This is a genomic window from Turicibacter sp. TJ11 (genome assembly GCF_021497505.1).
Classification (GTDB): Bacteria; Bacillota_I; Bacilli_A; order MOL361; family Turicibacteraceae; genus Turicibacter.
In genome coordinates this window covers 1,913,299-1,931,262 of the sequence record NZ_CP069349.1, presented here as the reverse complement: position 1 = coordinate 1,931,262, position 17,964 = coordinate 1,913,299, and the positions used below count along the sequence as shown (strand labels likewise).

The window sequence follows — 17,964 nt, the reverse complement described above, 5'->3', positions numbered from 1 at the left end:
TGAGTCTCCCCTTTATTTGATACTTCCCGCTGTGAGTCCAGCGTAGATGTGTTTTTGTAACATTAAAAAGAAAATAAGCATCGGGACGAGGCTTAAAATAATAGCAGCACAAATGACATTCCATTCGATCCGATGAGGTCCCATAAAATTAAATAAAGCTGTTGAAATCGTATGAAGATTTTCTCCAGGCATGTAAAGATAAGGAATATAAAAATCATTATAAATAGAAATGACTTTTAACATCGCAACAGTTGCTGTTGCAGGTTTCAGAAGCGGGAAAATCACTTGTTTATAAATTTGAAAATAATTAGCTCCCTCTAGCATAGCTGCTTTATCGATTTCCTTTGGAATTTTTTCAAGAACTTGTAAGTAAAGATAAACCATTAAAACGTCAGCGCCTAAATAAAGTAAAATAGGTGCTAAACGCGTATTATATAATCCTAAAGCATCGATAATTTTAAATGTCGAAACTTGAGAAATTTCCATTGGAACAATCGACACAAAAAGATACATAAATAAAATTAGCTTTTTATATTTGAAATCAAATCGATTAATAACATAAGCGACCATTGAGCCAATAAAGATACTACCTGTAACTCCAAATAAAATTAAAAGAAAGGTGTTGATGAAACCAGTTAGCATCTTTCCTTTCGTTAAAGCGAGATAGTAATTTTCAAAGTTTAAAAAGTTCTGTGGGAGTGTGATTCCTGTCGTGATAGTAAATTCATCATACGTTTTAAATGAACCAAAGATGACCGTTAAAATCGGTAAAAAAACAATGATGACCCAAGCAATAAGTGTTAAATATTTCAAAGTTTTAATAGTGAATGTTTTAAGCATCGTGTTCATCATTCCCAAATAATTTTTTTTGAATAGCTGTTAAAAGAATTAAAACAAGAGTAATAATAACTGCCATTGAAGCAGCTAAACCTAGTTGCTTTTTTTCAAAAGCGGTTTTCATCGTTTGAAGTAAGAAAGTGGTTGTTCCGTTTGAACCATTGGTCATAATCATGGGAATTTCAAAAGCGGTAATGGCTCCTACTGTCAAAAGAATTAGGTTAATTTTAAGTACCGTTTGAATATTAGGTAAGATAATAAATCTTACTTTTTGAATAAAACTGGCGCCTTCAATATCAGCTACTTTGTAATATTCTTTTGGAATCGATTGAATAGCTCCATAAAACATCAGAAATCGAAGACCTGTATGTCGCCAAAGGGAGATTCCAGCTAGAGTGAAATTCACAAAACGAGGATCGCCTAACCAAAAGTGAATGAATTTTTCAAGTCCAAGTGCTGTTAAGATGACATCGAACGATCCACCTGGAGTATAAAACATTCGAAACATCATTGAAATAGCAACACCACTGATTAACGTTGGAAAGACAATACTTGCTTTAAAGAAAGATTTAAGTTTGACATTAAACGATAAAATAATCGCAAAATAAAGAGCAATAATAATTTGCAACAGCCCTGATCCAAAATAATACAGGTTATTAATAAAGGGTTCAAAGTATTTTGGAGTCGTTAGCACTTGAATATAGTTATCAATACCGACCCATGTTTTATAACTACTAATTCCATTCCATGAAGTAAAACTATATGAGACAATTTCGATAATAGGTAAAATTCCAAACGTAATTAGTAATAATAAAGGAATAAAAAGGAAGAATCCGATGAGGACTCGTTCCTTTTTTTTAAACTGATTATTCATGATTTGCTAACGCTTGTGTCCAAGCATCTTGTAATTGATTAACATAGGCTTCATAGCTCATGTTTTGTTCTGGATATAATCCGATGTTAATAACTGTTTGTAAAACATCCGTTAAGCGACCAATTCCAACTTCATTTGCAACCGCACTATAACGTTCTTGAATCTCAGCAGATTCCGTTGAAGCTGTTTTAACAACATTTCCTTCTTCAAATAATTGACGTTGATCATCATTTAATTCAGCAATAACGGTAGGAACTCCGTTTAAATCAGCTGCGTATCCACTTTCAGATGAAATAAAGTATTCTAAGAAGGCTTTTGCAGTCGCTAAGTTTTCAGTGTTTTTGTTAATTCCAATAACACCAGGCGCACCAACAGGAACACTTGTTGATCCATTTAATGTTGTTGGGAACGGTGCTAACTTAATATTATCTTCTGAATCATTTAAAGCTTGAATCTCTGCTAAATCTTGAGATGCACGCATGATCATTGCAACTTTACCATCTGCTAATAATTGATAAGATTGAGCAGAATCTCCAGTGATAGGATCTTCTTCAATATATCCATTAGATGCTAGGGCATAGAATAAATCCATCACTTCACGAATAGGTTGCCCTTCGTCGAAGGCGTTTCCGTTTAAGGCTGCTTCTTTATAATTTTCACCATAAGATGATAAGGCTCCTGCCCAAACACCTAAATTTTTATTGTAGTCTGTATAGAAGCAAGTTGCTCCTGTTTTTGTTTCGATTTGTTCACATGTTTGTAATAATCCTTCTGTTGATGTTGGCATTGAATCAATACCTGCAGCTTGTAACACATCATTGTTATAAACAAATCCTAAAATGTTAATTGAAACAGGTAATCCATAGACAGTATCGTTATACACAGCTTCTGTTACGTCTAAATATGTTTTTTCTAATTCTTCAACTGTTCCAAGTGGATAGAAGTAGTTCTCATACTCACTTGGTGTTCCAGCCATTGTAAATGGAACAAATAAAACATCTCCATAATTTTTAGTATTCATACGTTTCATAATATCTGAATCGTAATCTGCTGATGATTCCCAAATGATATCTTCAACTTCTGGGTATTTCGCTTTAAACCCTTCTTCAATACTTGCATATAACTCGTCTGCATCTGTACGAGAAGTCACGACAGTTAAAGTTCCTCCAATTTTACCTTCCCCTTCAACCGCTGGTTTAGATTGACAAGCTGCTAATGATAGGAATGAAGCAGCCACTAATAAAGTTTTAATTTTTTTCATAACTAGGTTCGATCCTTTCTTGTGTGTTTTTATTGAAAACATGGGCATGGTGTAAATCAAAGGTGATATGAAGGGCTTGACCTTCTTTGTATTCTTGGCTGTTATAACATTTCATGGTGATGAGTTCTTCTCCTTTAGCTAGGTGAAGAATTTGATCGCTTCCCATGTATTCGACTTTTTTGATGGTGGTTTTAATTCCGTTTTTATCATTCGTTTCTTTAATGTGCTCAGGTCGAATGGCTAAAAGATAGTCTTCAGTTGGTAAAAGTGAGTTTAGATATTCTCCTAAATGAAGCGTCACATCGTTAAGTAGAAGGGCGTCTTCATTTTTTATCACGAAATCAAATAGATTCATTTGAGGTTTACCAATAAAAGTAGCCACAAATAAATTTTTTGGTTTTGTGTAGATTTCAATAGGAGTTCCAATTTGTTGAATCTTACCTTCGTGTAAGATAACCATTCGATCAGCCATAGTCAAAGCTTCTGTTTGATCGTGAGTCACATAAATAGTTGTGGCATTTAATCGGCGATGAAGATTCGTGATTTCTGTTGCTGTTGAATCACGTAATTTAGCATCTAGATTAGAAAGAGGTTCGTCCATTAAGAATAGTTTAGGTTCTCTGACGATCGCACGAGCAATGGCAACGCGTTGACGCTGTCCACCAGATAGATTTTTAGGAAGTATATGTAAATAATCTTCTAGTTTTAAAATTTTAGCTGCCCACTGTACTTTCTCTTCAATTTCTTTTTTAGAGCATTTACGAATTTTCATGCCAAATGCAATATTTTCATACGTTGTTAAGTGAGGAAGTAAAGCATAATTTTGAAAGACCATGGCAACATCACGATTTTTAGGTAAAACATCGTTAATCATCGTTCCATCGATTGAAATGGTTCCGCTGGTTAATGCTTCAAATCCACAAATTAATTCTAGTAAGGTTGATTTTCCACTTCCACTAGGACCAACAATCACAATAAACTCACCTTTTTTAATCTCTAGATTAAAATTTTTAATAACTTCTTGATGAGGATGAGTATAGGTTTTTGAAACGTCGTGGAATGTAATATAATTCACTCTTAATCACTCACTTCCAATAATTTATAAAATCCTTGCATATTATAACAAATCTAGCTTTTTAGAGATATAGATATTGTGATTTTTTCAACATAAACCGACAAAAATAAGATTAATTTAAAAAAGGATTAATAAATCTCTCTCATTTAATGTAGAAAAAGATCAGGTGAAGTTGCGATATCCGATAAATTTTAACTATTTTATTGAATTAATACTAATATTAGATAGGTATTGTCTAATATGTGCAGAAAGTGGCTAACGTTTTATGACTCAAGTCGGAATACTTTTAGATATAATCGTAGGCAGAAGGTCATAGGAGGAATTTAAAAATGAAAAATATATGGATCATCTTTATGTTGATCGTTGGATTAACGGGATGTGCAAACGAAGAAAAACCAAATGAATCACCAAAAGTGATATCACCTAAAGTAGTTAAGGAAGAAATAGTAGAACAAGAAGTTCCAAAGATATCTTCACAGTTTGATCCGGTTTCGTTTACTATATTAGTTCCAAATGAAGCAACAGCGATGTCACTTGCTCACTTAGCAGCTATAAAACCAAGCTTAGGGAATCACGTAAGTTATGAAATTCAACCTTATATAAAAGAAAGCAACGAATTAGTTTCTGCTTTTACTTCTGAAACGGCAGAAGTTATTATGGCACCAACAAATTTAGGGGCGATTGTTTATCAAGAACAAGTTCCTTATCAGTTAGTTGCTACCTTAGGGTGGGGGAGCCTTTATCTCATTAGTGATGAGAATTTGACGATCGATGAACTAGCAGGACGAAAAATTACAGCTTTTGAAGAAGGTAGTACGTCTGATTTTGTTTTACAAATGTTTTTAAAAGAAAAAGGATTATTAAATCAGGTTGAAATAGAGTATTTATCAAGTGCTTCTGATGTTCAAGCCAGGTATGAAGCTGGGGAAACAAATCTAGCAGTTATTTCAGAGCCTTCCCTTTCTACTTTAAATAAGAAGGTAGAAGCAACGAATGTGATTGTAGACTTTCAAAAAGTATATCGTGAATGGTATGGAGGAACTTCTTATCCACAAGCGAGCTTATTTATTCATAAAAACTTAATTGAAAATCATCAGGAAGTGATAGAACCTCTACTTGCTCAAATAGAGGCAAGTATTGAATTCGCTAATGAATCACCAGACGAAATGGCAGCTGAGTTGGTAAAGATGGGATTTGATCTGCCACAACATATTGCAAGAGACGTTGTTTTTAACTCAAACTTAATGTTTAAAACAGCTGAGGAGGCTAAAGAAGAGATTGAACTTTATTTGCAAAAACTTTACGAGTTTGATGTGAACACAGTAGGTGGAAGTTTACCAAATGAGGACTTTTATTATCTAAATAAATGAGTCTTCACCAAAAATGGTGCTTGACTTGGTTCAACTAAGAAATTAACTCTAATGGTTCTTTATGAGTAATGAAAAAATACCTAAATTCTAACTCTGTGATTGGACTATTTATCTCAACTTTTTGTCAAGAACCAATTCTGGTGTTGAGCCAAATAAATAACATGAATATTTTTTGGTAGTGATCATATAATATAAATGATGATTGCTTGAACTTCGGTTTGGTATCCGACACTCGGTGCAGGGGAAAGACCACCTGCCAAGTTAACATCTTGAAGTACTAAAAAATACATTTCATTCTGTTGTCTAACTTAATGTAGATTCTATAAAGGGTCGCTTTTGTGAATTCAGTTTGAAGGTATTTTTAAGTATTTCTTTTTTTATGCCTCAAAAGGTTGTGTTACTTTAGTTTTTAAAGCATGTAAATTGGATTCCTTTTTTTGAGAGTTAGTTAGGCTAATAGTAGCGGGCTTTAAAAAAATCTTCTTTTTCTTTTAGAGAGTAGAAGTATAACCTAGTTCTTTTTTATATAAATAGGGATTAGAATCTTTCAACATATTTTAAGTAACATAATAAAAGAGTCAATTCGTCATCTTCATGATTAACGAGGACATTCATACAAAGAATATACTGAGATTGAGTCGGTTTAATGAACAACCTGTCTATTGACGACGTATAATATGCCATAGAAACAATATCTTTCTCATCCTAAAGTTATATTTAAATTAGAGTGTTCATAAATTCTAATGATAAAACAGATAACGGAGGGAAGAGACTATGAACATTTATGAAAAAGAATCGTATATGAAGCAAAAACCGACGACATTACTAGGCTATCATCAGGTGTCAATGAAAGAACGTAAATTAATGGATGTCACTGGTATTAAGAAGTTACTTAGCTTTGATAGTGAACTATTTACGCTTGACACAACAATGGGGATTTTAACAGTAAGGGGAATGGATTTAGAATTGAAAAATCTAGATCTTGAAAAAGGGGAGCTATCGATTATTGGGTATATCACAGGTTATGACTATGATGATTTTGATCTAGTAGGTGAAGACTCAAAAGGAATCCTTAGCAAACTGTTTAAATGAGTTTACAAGTTCAATTTGAATTGATGATACACGTCTTGTTGTATGGAGTTTTTATAGGAATTACGCTCGATTTTATCTTCATCATTAAAGAAATATTTTTAAATTCTTACATGCAATGGGCCGTTATTATTTTATACTGGTTAATCCAGATTCCCCTTACTTTTGTCTATATATATAATGTGAATGAAGGAATCTTTCATTTGTACATTTTAATTTTCTTAATTGTTGGTGCAGTCATTTATTTTAAGTTCTTCAAACAGCCATTACATCGTGATCTTGAAATGCTAGGAGAAAGTTTGTTCACAGTAGCTGACTTTTTAAAAAAAGTAGTGAATATCTTAGTAATTTCACCCATTATGTTTATTTACAAGATTGTTTCTGATATAATAATGTTGTTTCTTAGAATCTTAAAGCTTTTATTTTATACGCCTATAGCTAAATTAGGAAAAAGAATGTCAGGTAAGAAGAGGGAGAGACGACGTGGCAAAAAGAAAACTAACATTAATACAGAAGAACAATAGAAAAAGAAGAAGACAATTTCTTTATCGTCGTATCTTAACGATGAGTCTATTAATTGGTTTCTTCGTAATAACAGCGGCTTTCATGTACACGGATCGTCTGTCAAAACTTACTAAAGCGCGTGAAAACTTAGCTACATATCAAGAACAATATGATGAGTTAATCGCAAAAGAGGAATATTATCGCAATGAAATAAGCAAACTTGAGAATGAAGACTATATTGCTAAGCTTGCACGTGAGAAATATTTCAAATCAGAGGAAGGCGAAATAATATTTAAGCTTCCGGAAGAACAAGAATAAGTAAATTAAAAAATATAAAAATTTATGAGGAGGACTGTCGATTTTTATGTCAATCACAGCTGGTCAAAAGTTAAATGGTAAAATCACGAGTGTTAAGAAGTTCGGTGCATTTGTGGAATTAGAAAATGGTAAATCAGGACTTGTACACATTAGTGAGTTATCCGAAAAATTCGTAGAAAAAGTTGAAGATGTTGTCAGCGTGGGTCAGGAAGTAACTGTGCGCGTTAAAGAGGTGACACCAGAAGGGAAAATTAACCTTTCAATGAAACCAGCTCGCCCAGAAAAGCCAGCTCGTCCAGCTTTAGACTTAGATAAAGCAATTACTAACTTCTTAAAAGATAGCGATGAAAAACAATCGGCTCTTAAAAAGAACATGAAAACACAACGTCGTCGTTCAAACTAATTAACGACACTTGTTTAGCATATATATTCTGACCCCATTCCTATCTAGTAGGATGGGGCTTTTATATAAAAAAATAGGTGTAAGTATTTAAACATATTCATAAAAAAATCGCAGCTAAACTGCGATTTTTTTATGAAACGAATATTGCTGTTGATTAGTGTAGACTTAATTGAACAACAAAGAAACAATCAGATGTAGAAGCTAACGAAAAACATAGGATCATCTATTATAGTAAGTAGAGATATTTACAATTTTTTTGTAAGATGTTAAAATCCATTGTTGTCTTTTATGAGGAAAACAAAATTATATATCTATAAGGAGAAGATGATGAGTCAAACACTACAAATGAATCAAAAGGGATTGTTGTTTAAGTTAACTTGGCCAATTTTCATCGAACTAGTTTTACAAATGCTCGTTGGAAATGTTGATCAGATGATGATGAGTCAATATTCTGAGAATGCAGTAGCAGCCATCGGAAACGTCAATACAATTATGAACTTTGTTACGATTACTTTTAGTATTGTTACGATGGCCATTACCATTATGGTCACACAGTATTTAGGGTCTAAAAATAAAGAAAAGGTTTCAGAAATTTATACGGTAGGTATTTTTATAAACTTAATTTTCAGTGTTTTGATTAGTGCAGCCTTATTTTTAGGAAGTGATGCGTTATTTCAAGCCTTAAAGATGCCAACTGAATTACAAGCTGACGCTAAGATTTATTTAAACATCGTTGGAGGTCTTGTTTTTTTACAGGCATTATTTATGAGTTTCTCGGCAATCTTTAGAAGTAACGGGCTGATCAAGCAAGGAATGTATATCTCTGTTATGGTAAATATCCTAAATATCATTGGAAATGCACTGTTATTACCGTCTTTAGGAATTATGGGAATTGCGATTTCAAGTGTCTTTAGCCGATTTGTTGGAGTGATATTAGCGTATCTACTATTTGTAAGCAAAATCGAAGGGAATTTACATATTAAATATCTCCGTCCGTTTCCTAAAGAAACATCGAAGCAATTATTATGTATTGGATTGCCAGCAGGTGGAGAAAGTGTTATGTATAACTTTTCTCAAATGGTGATTTTAACATGTGTGAACTTACTAGGAACAGCTGTTATTACCGCACGTGTGTATGCTAATATGATTGCTTGGCTTTCATACCTATATTCTTCAGCAGTAGGCCAAGCGAATCAAATTATTATTGGTCATCTAGTAGGCGCTAAAGAAGAAGATGAAGCGTATAAACGTAGTTTGAAAACATTACGACCTGCCATGTTAGTCACATTGATTATTTCAACGAGTGTTTTCTTATTAAGTGATTACATTTTTGGATTATTTACAAATAACCAAGAAATCTTATCTTTGTTAAAAGTAATTACATTCATTGAAATCTTTTTAGAGCTTGGTCGTGCGGTTAATATTGTGATTATTCGTGGGATGCAAGCTTCGGGAGATACACAGTATCCTGTTTACATTAGCGTTTTATCGATGTGGGGTGTAGCAACCTTGCTTTCTTACATTTTTGGAATTGTCTTAGGATGGGGACTTGTTGGGATTTGGCTTGCAATGGCACTTGATGAGTGTTTACGAGCTGTTATCTTCTATATTCGTTGGAAACGCGGAGGTTGGAGAGGAAAAGCTGTTATTTAATAAAAAAGGGGCTGTATCAAAATGACTAAAATTTTATAGTCATGGAGCGACATGCTCCTTTTTTTGGCTATTCATCGTAAAAAAATCAGTCTGTAAATTTAATTTTATGGGTTAGACTTAATTTTAAGCACGACGAAAAGAAGGACGTTTCTTTCCTTCAAAATGACAGTCTATTCTGATTTTTTAAGCCACTTTCCCTGGATGAAGTTGTTGTCCGCAACGATGGCTTTGAATTTTGTTATGTAATTTTTGCACATTATATCCAAAACATAGAAGCAATAGTTCGACTGTGACATGGACTTTTCCACGGGTTAAAAATTTTCTGAAGCCATAATCTTGTTTTAACACGCCAAAAGCACCTTCGACTTGAATCGAACGATTCTTTCTTAACAGAATCCCTTCTTCACTTTGGATATTTTTAAGTGACTCTGTTCTTAGCCAAAGCATTTTTTTAGACACTTCCAATCGTTTTGAGTTTCCTTCTTTCGCTTTTGTACATTTTAAACGCAAAGGACAATCTTGGCAGGTTTCACATTCATAAATCGTGACTTCTTTTCGATAACCGGTCTGACTTTCTCGAATTTTAACTTCGATCGGTTTTAACGTTCTGCCATTTGCGCACGTATAGGTATCGTTGAGTTCATCGTACGCCATGTTTTCTCGTTTCCCCAGTTGAGCTTTATATTTTCTTGTTTTTAAGGTTTCATAGTTGAGGGGCTTAATGAAACCTTTTTGATGGTTTTCCTTCAAATAAGCATAATTTTCTTCACTTTCATAACCCGCATCTGCAATCACTCGTTCATATGTTTTAGATAATCGAGATTCCATGGCTGTCAGAAAGGGAATCAAAGTCGTGACATCATTTGCCGAACTAAAGATTCCAACATGAACAATATACTCGGCCTCAACTCCAATCTGGACATTATACCCAGGTTTGAGTTGCCCATTTTTCATGTGATCTTCTTTCATTCGCATGAAGGTGGCATCCGGATCTGTTTTTGAACAACTTGAGCGGGTTGAACCGATCATTTTTTGATAGTCCAAGTAAATGATTTGTTTCTCTATGAATGCTTCCATTGATTCAACTTGACGTTGTAAAATGGTTTTTCTCTTACCTTTTCCATAAACAAATTCAAGAGATTGTTCATTCACTTTTTGTTGAAGCATCTGTAAACAAGACTCCATCACGGATAATGGGGATTCACCATCAAATGAATAATTAACGAGATACATGTCATTCACTTGTTGAAGGAGTTTTTCTATTTTGACCTGGAGCTTCGCTTCATTTTTAGTCACTGATTTTAACCAAATAAACGAATAGCGATTGGCATTGGCTTCAACTTTTGTTCCATCAATAAATAGGTTCTTAAAATGAATTTCATCTAAGGCGTGAAGACACTCAATGAATTGATCAAATAAATCTTCCATGACACCATCGCTTAAATGATGTTTTCTAAATCGATTAATCGTATGATGGCTAGGCGCTGGATATCCATTTAATAACCAGATAAAATGAATATCCCGTTGACAAAGTCGCTGAATTTCTCGTGAAGAAAAAGAGCGATTCATATACGCGTAAATTAAAATCTTAAACATGATCACCGGTGGTACGACAGAATTTCTCCCTTTATCAGAGTAAGTGCTTAATAATTTTTTATCATCTAATCCCTCCAATAATTGATTAAGCAAACGTACAGGATCATGAGGTGGAATATAAACTTGAATATCCATCGTTAAAGAGAGTTGATATCCAGTTGAATAAGTTGTATAATCTTGATGTATATTTTCTTTTTTAAGCATAAAAAAAGTATACAAAAAAGCAGTCCTGAATGGGACTGCCTTTTTTTGTATCTTTTAGATTTTTAATTCAAGGGCCATCTATTTTGAGACAGCCCCTTTTTCTTTTATATACAGATGAAGTGAATATTATGACCATAATAAGATGTTGCTAGAGTTTAATCAGATATTATATGTTTATTGACTAATTTTTATTCATGTTTCTTAAAAAGCTTTCAATAAAATTGACATCGGTTACTGCCGAGTGCTGTAAAACAAGGTAGAATGTATGAGTTTTTTTTAATAGATGTGCCGAAGATGTAAAAAATGTGTCTTTCAAAAGATGAAACACGACCAATAAAGTGACAAATTCTCTACTAGACGAATGGTAAGATAGGTTTACGAATTGAGCCCGGGGAGGGAGCAATTAGTTAAGGTCATTAGGAGGAGAGAGGAATGGAACTCGTAACGAAAATGAAAAAAACATTTTCGCCTAAGCCAAAAAGAGAGACGAGAGATAAATTAAATATTTATACGATTAGTCAACTCTTTAACCAACTAGTGAATTTTCAGCAATTAGTAAAATCACTACGTTCGTTTATTGGCAAAGGTCAATTAATCAGAGTCGACGTTATCTTAGATTGTATCGGACTAGCAATAGATAGTATGATGCAATCTATGATGTATGATCGTCATGACTTTGAATTGCAGTTTAATCGAATTAAAGAAGAATTAGCAAGAATTCATGTGAGATGCTCGGATATAAAGATTAAAAGTCTTTATCCAAGACTCATTAAGATGGATCTTGTTATCAATTCGCCCCCGAAAGAATTAACTTTGTTGTCCATTCAGGCAATACTAGAAAGTATTACGAATGAACCACTGCGATTGATTGTGGAAAAAACGAAGGGCAAACAAACCAAAATTAAAGTCTATTCTTCAAATCAATTTAAAATTGATCATGCCGTTTCATATGTTGGGAAAGATGGAAATAAAATTTCAGGCGATAGCTACATGTATGAAAACTTTACAAATGGTCAAACATTTATTGCGATTAGTGATGGAATGGGCAACGGGGAACTGGCTCATCAAGAGAGCTCAGAAGCTTTGAAAATTTTAAGATGTTTGCTAAGTTTTAATATTCCAATTAAAACAGCCATTCAAACTTTACAACAATTAAAACAACATTCCAATGCGAACGAAAGATTCTTTTCGTTAGATATTTGTATGATTGACCGAGAGAGGCAGCGAGCGACCTTTTATAAAAAAGGGGCAACCCCTACTTTTCTTGTTCGAAATCAACAAATTGAATTAATTAATTTAGCTCAACTTCCTGTTGGCGTTATGAGTGATCAAGAGGTTGATCACGTCACGTTAGATTTAGAAGAAGACGATTTATTACTCATGTGTAGTGATGGCATCGTTGAACAATTTCCAGATCTGGATGAATTAGAACAAGTCATCCTAAATCAAATAGGAAAATCACCTAAAACAATATCAAAAAATATCCTTCAAGCGACAGTTAGTAAACATAAAGGAAAAATAAGAGACGATATGATGGTTTTAGTCGTTGAGTATCGACGGCAGGCAATTGTCCAGGCCCAATATGCGTCCTAGAGATTAACTTTAAGGCTATTTTTTAAGGTGGCTATCAATAAAGAAACGATTTTTCAGAAAAAAGAAAAAGTATATCTTTTTATATTCAAACCTTTAAGGTTAAATCAAAGCAAATTTATTTCAAGTGTCAATCAACTAATTTTATTATTATATTAAGATTAGTTGATTAAGTATAAAAAAGCATGATAGAGATGATATTGTTTGATATTATTTTATTCCATTCATTATGGATTTATGATAACAACATCTTATCATTATTAAATAAAAAAGATTACCATGTGATTTTTATTAAGCCAATCAAAAGTCAAAACTGATTGGAAACTTAGTGTGTGAAGTGTGTAAGTAGTAGTGTGATCAATCAGAAGTCAGAGCTGGTTGGAAAATGAAGTGTGTGAGTAAAAAAGTGTGTGATGTGTATAGCAAGTTTGTGTGATGAACCAGAAGTCAGATCTGGTTGGAAGATCAGTGTGTGAGTAAAAAAGTGTGTGAAGTGTGTAGTGAGTTTGTGTGATCAATCAGAAGTCAGAGCTGGTTGGAAAATGAAGTGTGTGAGTAAAAAAGTGTGTGATGTGTGTAAGTAGTAGTGTGATCAATCAGAAGTCAGAGCTGGTTGGAAAATGAAGTGTGTGAGTAAAAAAGTGTGTGATGTGTGTAAGTAGTGTGAACGACCAGAAGTCAGAGCTGGTTGAAAGATTCAGTGTGTGAGTAAAAAAGTGTGTGATGTGTGTAAGTAGTGTGAACGACCAGAAGTCAGAGCTGGTTGAGAAATCAGTGTGTGAGTAAAAAAAGTGTGTGATGTGTGTAGCGAGTTTGTGTGATCAACCAGAAGTCAGAGCTGGTTGAGAGATCAGTGTGTGAGTAAAAAAGTGTGTGAAGTGTGTAGCGAGTTTGTGTGATCAACCAGAAGTCAGAGCTGGTTGGAAGATTCAGTGTGTGAGTAAAAAAGTGTGTGATGTGTGTAAGTGGTAGTGTGAACGACCAGAAGTCAGAGCTGGTTGAAAAACTCAGTGTGCGAGTAAAAAGTGTGTGAAGTGTGTAGGCAGTTTGTGTGATCAATCAGAAGTCAGAGCTGGTTGAAAAACTCAGTGTGCGAGTAAAAAAGTGTGTGATGTGTGTAGGCAGTTTGTGTGATCAATCAGAAGTCAGAGTTGGTTGGAAGATCAGTGTGTGAGTAAAAAAGTGTGTGATGTGTGTAGCGAGTTTGTGTGATCAACCAGAAGTCAGAGCTGGTTAGAAGATCAGTGTGTGTGTAAAAAGTGTGTGATGTGTGTAGGCAGTTTGTGTGATCAATCAGAAGTCAGAGTTGGTTGGAAGATCAGTGTGTGAGTAAAAAAGTGTGTGATGTGTGTAGCGAGTTTGTGTGATCAACCAGAAGTCAGAGCTGGTTGGAAGATCAGTGTATGAGTAAAAAAGTGTGTGATGTGTGTAGCGAGTTTGTGTGATCAATCAGAAGTCAGAGCTGGTTGGAAAATGAAGTGTGCGAGTAAAAAAGTGTGTGATGTGTGTAAGTAGTAGTGTGATCAACCAGAAGTCAGAGCTGGTTGGAAGATTCAGTGTGCGAGTAAAAAAGTGTGTGATGTGTGTATCGAGTTTGTGTGATCAATCAGAAGTCAGAGCTGGTTGGAAGATTCAGTGTGCGAGTAAAAAAGTGTGTGATGTGTGTAGCGAGTTTGTGTGATGAACCAGAAGTCAGAGCTGGTTGGAAGATTCAGTGTGTGAGTAAAAAAGTGTGTGATGTGCGTAAGTAGTAGTGTGATCAATCAGAAGTCAGAGCTGGTTGAAAAACTCAGTGTGCGAGTAAAAAAGTGTGTGATGTGTGTAGCAAGCTTGTGTGATCAATCAGAAGTCAGAGCTGGTTGGAAGATTCAGTGTGTGAGTAAAAAAGTTTGTTTAATTAATCGGAAGTAACAAAGTGATTAAGTTAGATTTTAATGTAAGCCAGAGGATAAGATAAGCATTTTCTGATATGAAAAAGCTTATCTAGACTTAGATCTAATGGTTAAAAATATGAACATATTATAATTTATAATTAAATAAGTTTAGTAGTAGGGTATATGAAGTAAAAGCGTAATTGAATGATTTATTCCGTGAAAGATAGATAATGTAAATCAAGTTCATTATCTTAAGTAGTAATAATTAAAATGTAAATCAAAAGTGATTAAGATTCGAGAGAAAAAATAAGTAAAAAATCACTCATCGTATCAGAGTGATCCTTGGTTATTTTAGAGATTTGTAAGAAGCAAAATCAGATTTAGGTATTAAATTTATGTCTATGAGTATAAAACTTAAGCTAAGGTCAGAGCTAGTTTAAGAAAAGAAAATGTGATGTAATCGAGTTAACTGGTAAGAGAGTCAAAGCTTTCTTAACTGAAGTTTAAATGTTACGGTACAGGAATTTGATAAAAAGAGACTATTTTCATAAATAGAATTTAGTATTTCTAGGGTCGGAGCTAGTTTTACTAATCGATGACTAAATAACTGAATAAAGAAGTCTTAGATAAGACAAAAATAATATAAAAGTAAACGTATGGATTCATCATACCGAAAAGAAGCCAAGCCAAGTTTGGATGAATTAATGATTGTATGATGAAGTAAATTAAAACCTATTTAGTATAGTCAAAATCCAGGTGGTTATACATAAAAGAAGATTCTAAGAACAAAAAGCTACTGACACATCGTTAGTAGCTTCAAAATTAAGGCAGTATAATAGTGCTCGTTGATTAAAGGAGCCGTGTTCGGACAGACAATTGAATAAGACTCACGATAGTAATATCGTTTTAACTGGATACAGGACCGTATTCAGAGGCCCGCCTAAGATGAAGGGTCATCGTATTAATTAAATGAAGAATATAATAATAAAAAAATAAGAAATGATGCTTAAGGCTATTGAAGTAAATGAGACTATGTGCGCAAATAATCACATTTAACTTTCTTTAGTAACGCACCTTTTGTGCAGATTTATATATTGTAATAGAGCTCATTACAATAAAAGTGATCAGATTTTATCTGATCGTTTTTTTATTATGTGAAGAAATATGAATGATTGGGAATGTAAAGGGCATCATTTTAAAAAATTAATTGATGAGAGTCACGTTAAATGGGTTTAAATACTAAAAACTTCTTAGTACTTATGCATAATTAAGTCATAATCAAGAGATTGGAGAAAAAGTGTATGAAACATGAGACAGTGCTTTTTTTTTACCTCAAAATGGCTATAATAGATTATAAGCGTTTTTTATGAGTTATAAGGAGTTTGAAATTAAATGCAAAGGGTTATATTAGAGACGATAAAAAAATACAATTTATTTGAGAAAAACAAATCAATTATTGTAGCTGTTTCAGGGGGCGCTGATTCAATGGCGCTACTACATTTTATGAAATATTTTGCTACTAATCATCAATTACGTTTAGTTGTTGCTCATGTTAACCATAAAAAACGAATAAATTCTGATTTAGATGAAATACTAGTTGAAAAAGTAGCACGTATGTACAATCTTCCTTACGAGGTTTACTATTTACCGAAGAATGATCAGACTGAAAATTTTCATGAATATGCAAGAAATAAAAGATATGAATTTTTTAAGTCTATGGCCAATCATTATCAAGCTGATTGTTTAGTCACCGCTCATCATGCAGATGATCATTTAGAAACTCAACTACATCGTCTTTTATATCAAAATACGTCTAGTGGCTTAATTGGAATTGAACCGATAACAATCAATCATGGTTTAAAAATTGTGAGGCCGCTAATCTCTATCACTAAGCAAGAAATTTACCGTTACTGTGAGGCAGAAGGTGTTTTGTTTAGAGAAGATGAATCCAATGAGAGTGACGTCTATACAAGAAATCGTATTAGAAAGTATATTGTTCCATCACTTGTTAACGAAAGTGCGTCTATCTATGAGCATTCGAGGATGATTAGTGAGCAATTAAGTGAAGATGAAGCATACTTTTCTGAGCAGGTTGACCAATTGATGCAATTTGTTTCTCAAGGTAAAGAGGATTGTAGTGTTTCTCGAAGTTTTGTTCAGAAGCTACCTCCAAGTCTAGCTAAACGATTGATTAAACGTCTGTTGCAGCGATTTACAATTAAAGATATTCAAACGATTCATATTGAAAAAATTTATAGGCTAATTAAAAATGATAAACCTAATTTAATCTTAGCCTTACCTCATCAAATTAATTGTGTAATTGCATATGATGTAGTAAAATTCTCTACAATACCTACGACAGAGATAGACTACGAAATGGTTCTATCTTTGGATGCTAAAACCATTTTACCAACTGGTTCAATAATCAATGCAAGAGAGAAGAAAGTCGATGAAAAAACGGAAAAATCTTGCATTAATAAAGTTCATTTGTGTTATAATGAAATAGAATTGCCTTTAAAAGTTAGAACGCGTAGACCAGGAGATCGTATTCAATTAATGAACGGTTATGGTTCAAAAAAGGTAAAGGAAATTATGATTGAAAGTAAAGTTCCTAAGCTACTAAGAAATACATGGCCCATCATTACAGATGCTAACGATCAAATCATTTGGATACCGCTTTTAAAAAAGTCATCGCTTTGTCAGCAACAAGTAGAAGGCCATATAATAACAATTGATTATTGTCACCGTGGAGGGAATGAAAAAGATGCATAACGATATTAAAGAAATTTTATTAACAACAGAGCAAATTGAAGCAAAAGCAGCAGAATTAGCAAAACAATTAGAAATCGACTATGCGGATAAAAAACCGATTTTATTAGGGTTATTAAAAGGATCAGTTCCTTTTATCGGAGATTTAATGAAACACATGAATATTCCAATTCAAATTGAATTTATGGATGTTTCAAGTTATCATGGGGGAACAACTTCTTCTGGACAAGTGAAAATTTTAAAGGATTTAGATATTTCAGTTGAAAATCGTCATATCATCATCGTTGAAGATATCGTAGATACAGGTTTCACATTAGATAAAGTAATTGCTTTATTAAAACATCGTGGTGCAGCATCAGTTGAGGTGGCTACAATGTTAGATAAACCAGAAGGTCGTGTCGTTGTTATGGAACCTAAGTATATTGGATTTACTATTCCAAAGGCTTTCGTTGTTGGATACGGATTAGATTATGATGAGTATTATCGTAATTTACCATATGTAGGTATTCTTAAAGAAGAAGTCTATATGAATTAAGAAAGAGGTGCG

14 protein-coding genes and 1 pseudogene are annotated in these 17,964 nt (G+C 33.5%); 10 read left to right on the top strand and 5 right to left on the bottom strand.

The window, feature by feature from the left end; all coding sequences use genetic code 11:
- Nucleotides 1–12: 12 nt before the first annotated feature.
- The 4 genes from JRC48_RS09270 to JRC48_RS09255 are packed head-to-tail and all read right to left on the bottom strand — an operon-like array spanning nt 13 to nt 4,047.
- Nucleotides 13–840 (bottom strand): carbohydrate ABC transporter permease, encoded by an 828-nt coding sequence (locus JRC48_RS09270; RefSeq protein WP_235069285.1) that lies wholly within the window; start codon nt 838–840, stop codon nt 13–15.
- On the bottom strand, nt 833–1,711 hold the full coding sequence (locus JRC48_RS09265) for a carbohydrate ABC transporter permease (protein ID WP_235069284.1): 879 nt from the start codon (nt 1,709–1,711) through the stop codon (nt 833–835). The genes JRC48_RS09270 and JRC48_RS09265 overlap by 8 nt, the downstream gene beginning before the upstream one ends.
- A complete protein-coding gene (locus tag JRC48_RS09260) occupies nt 1,704–2,972 on the bottom strand; it encodes an ABC transporter substrate-binding protein (RefSeq protein WP_235069283.1) in 1,269 nt (422 codons plus the stop codon). Before JRC48_RS09260 ends, JRC48_RS09265 begins: the two co-directional genes overlap by 8 nt.
- The gene (locus tag JRC48_RS09255) at nt 2,959–4,047 is read right to left on the bottom strand and encodes an ABC transporter ATP-binding protein (RefSeq protein ID WP_304941313.1); all 1,089 of its coding nucleotides are present in this window, start codon (nt 4,045–4,047) and stop codon (nt 2,959–2,961) included. The genes JRC48_RS09260 and JRC48_RS09255 overlap by 14 nt, the downstream gene beginning before the upstream one ends.
- A gap of 329 nt (nt 4,048–4,376) precedes the next feature.
- Here JRC48_RS09255 and JRC48_RS09250 point away from each other — a divergent pair, with 329 nt between their 5' ends.
- The 7 genes and pseudogenes from JRC48_RS09250 to JRC48_RS09220 all read left to right on the top strand — a co-directional run bounded on the left by JRC48_RS09250 (nt 4,377) and on the right by JRC48_RS09220 (nt 9,384).
- Entirely contained in the window at nt 4,377–5,417 is a 1,041-nt protein-coding gene (locus JRC48_RS09250; protein ID WP_235069282.1) for an ABC transporter substrate-binding protein, read from the top strand.
- 774 nt (nt 5,418–6,191) lie between these two features.
- Nucleotides 6,192–6,509 carry a sporulation protein YabP gene (gene yabP / locus JRC48_RS09245; protein ID WP_235069281.1) on the top strand — a complete coding sequence of 106 codons (318 nt, stop codon included), beginning with the start codon at nt 6,192–6,194 and terminating at the stop codon, nt 6,507–6,509.
- Nucleotides 6,506–6,709, top strand: a pseudogene (gene yabQ / locus JRC48_RS09240) (spore cortex biosynthesis protein YabQ); the annotation flags it as partial. The gene yabP and the pseudogene yabQ, both read left to right, overlap by 4 nt.
- The gene (locus JRC48_RS09235; protein ID WP_235071075.1) at nt 6,710–7,030 is read left to right on the top strand and encodes a hypothetical protein; all 321 of its coding nucleotides are present in this window, start codon (nt 6,710–6,712) and stop codon (nt 7,028–7,030) included. It begins immediately after the preceding pseudogene.
- Nucleotides 6,990–7,328: a septum formation initiator family protein gene (locus tag JRC48_RS09230; RefSeq protein WP_235069280.1), complete on the top strand. Its 339-nt coding sequence runs from the start codon at nt 6,990–6,992 to the stop codon at nt 7,326–7,328. The genes JRC48_RS09235 and JRC48_RS09230 overlap by 41 nt, the downstream gene beginning before the upstream one ends.
- Nucleotides 7,329–7,374: 46 nt before the next feature.
- A complete protein-coding gene (locus JRC48_RS09225) occupies nt 7,375–7,731 on the top strand; it encodes a S1 RNA-binding domain-containing protein (protein ID WP_055243898.1) in 357 nt (118 codons plus the stop codon).
- A 327-nt stretch (nt 7,732–8,058) separates the two neighbouring features.
- On the top strand, nt 8,059–9,384 hold the full coding sequence (locus JRC48_RS09220; protein ID WP_235069279.1) for an MATE family efflux transporter: 1,326 nt from the start codon (nt 8,059–8,061) through the stop codon (nt 9,382–9,384).
- A gap of 183 nt (nt 9,385–9,567) precedes the next feature.
- Here JRC48_RS09220 and JRC48_RS09215 read toward each other — a convergent pair whose 3' ends face one another.
- Nucleotides 9,568–11,184 carry an IS1182 family transposase gene (locus tag JRC48_RS09215; protein ID WP_235069278.1) on the bottom strand — a complete coding sequence of 539 codons (1,617 nt, stop codon included), beginning with the start codon at nt 11,182–11,184 and terminating at the stop codon, nt 9,568–9,570.
- A 432-nt stretch (nt 11,185–11,616) separates the two neighbouring features.
- Between JRC48_RS09215 and JRC48_RS09210 the strand changes: the two genes are divergently transcribed.
- The 3 genes from JRC48_RS09210 to hpt all read left to right on the top strand — a co-directional run bounded on the left by JRC48_RS09210 (nt 11,617) and on the right by hpt (nt 17,952).
- Nucleotides 11,617–12,777, top strand: coding sequence for a SpoIIE family protein phosphatase (locus JRC48_RS09210; protein WP_235069277.1), 1,161 nt, complete (start codon nt 11,617–11,619; stop codon nt 12,775–12,777).
- A gap of 3,263 nt (nt 12,778–16,040) precedes the next feature.
- Complete coding sequence (gene tilS / locus JRC48_RS09205) at nt 16,041–17,420, top strand: tRNA lysidine(34) synthetase TilS (RefSeq protein WP_235069276.1); 1,380 nt, start codon at nt 16,041–16,043, stop codon at nt 17,418–17,420.
- The gene (gene hpt / locus JRC48_RS09200; protein WP_235071037.1) at nt 17,413–17,952 is read left to right on the top strand and encodes a hypoxanthine phosphoribosyltransferase; all 540 of its coding nucleotides are present in this window, start codon (nt 17,413–17,415) and stop codon (nt 17,950–17,952) included. The genes tilS and hpt overlap by 8 nt, the downstream gene beginning before the upstream one ends.
- The last annotated feature ends 12 nt before the right edge of the window (nt 17,953–17,964 follow it).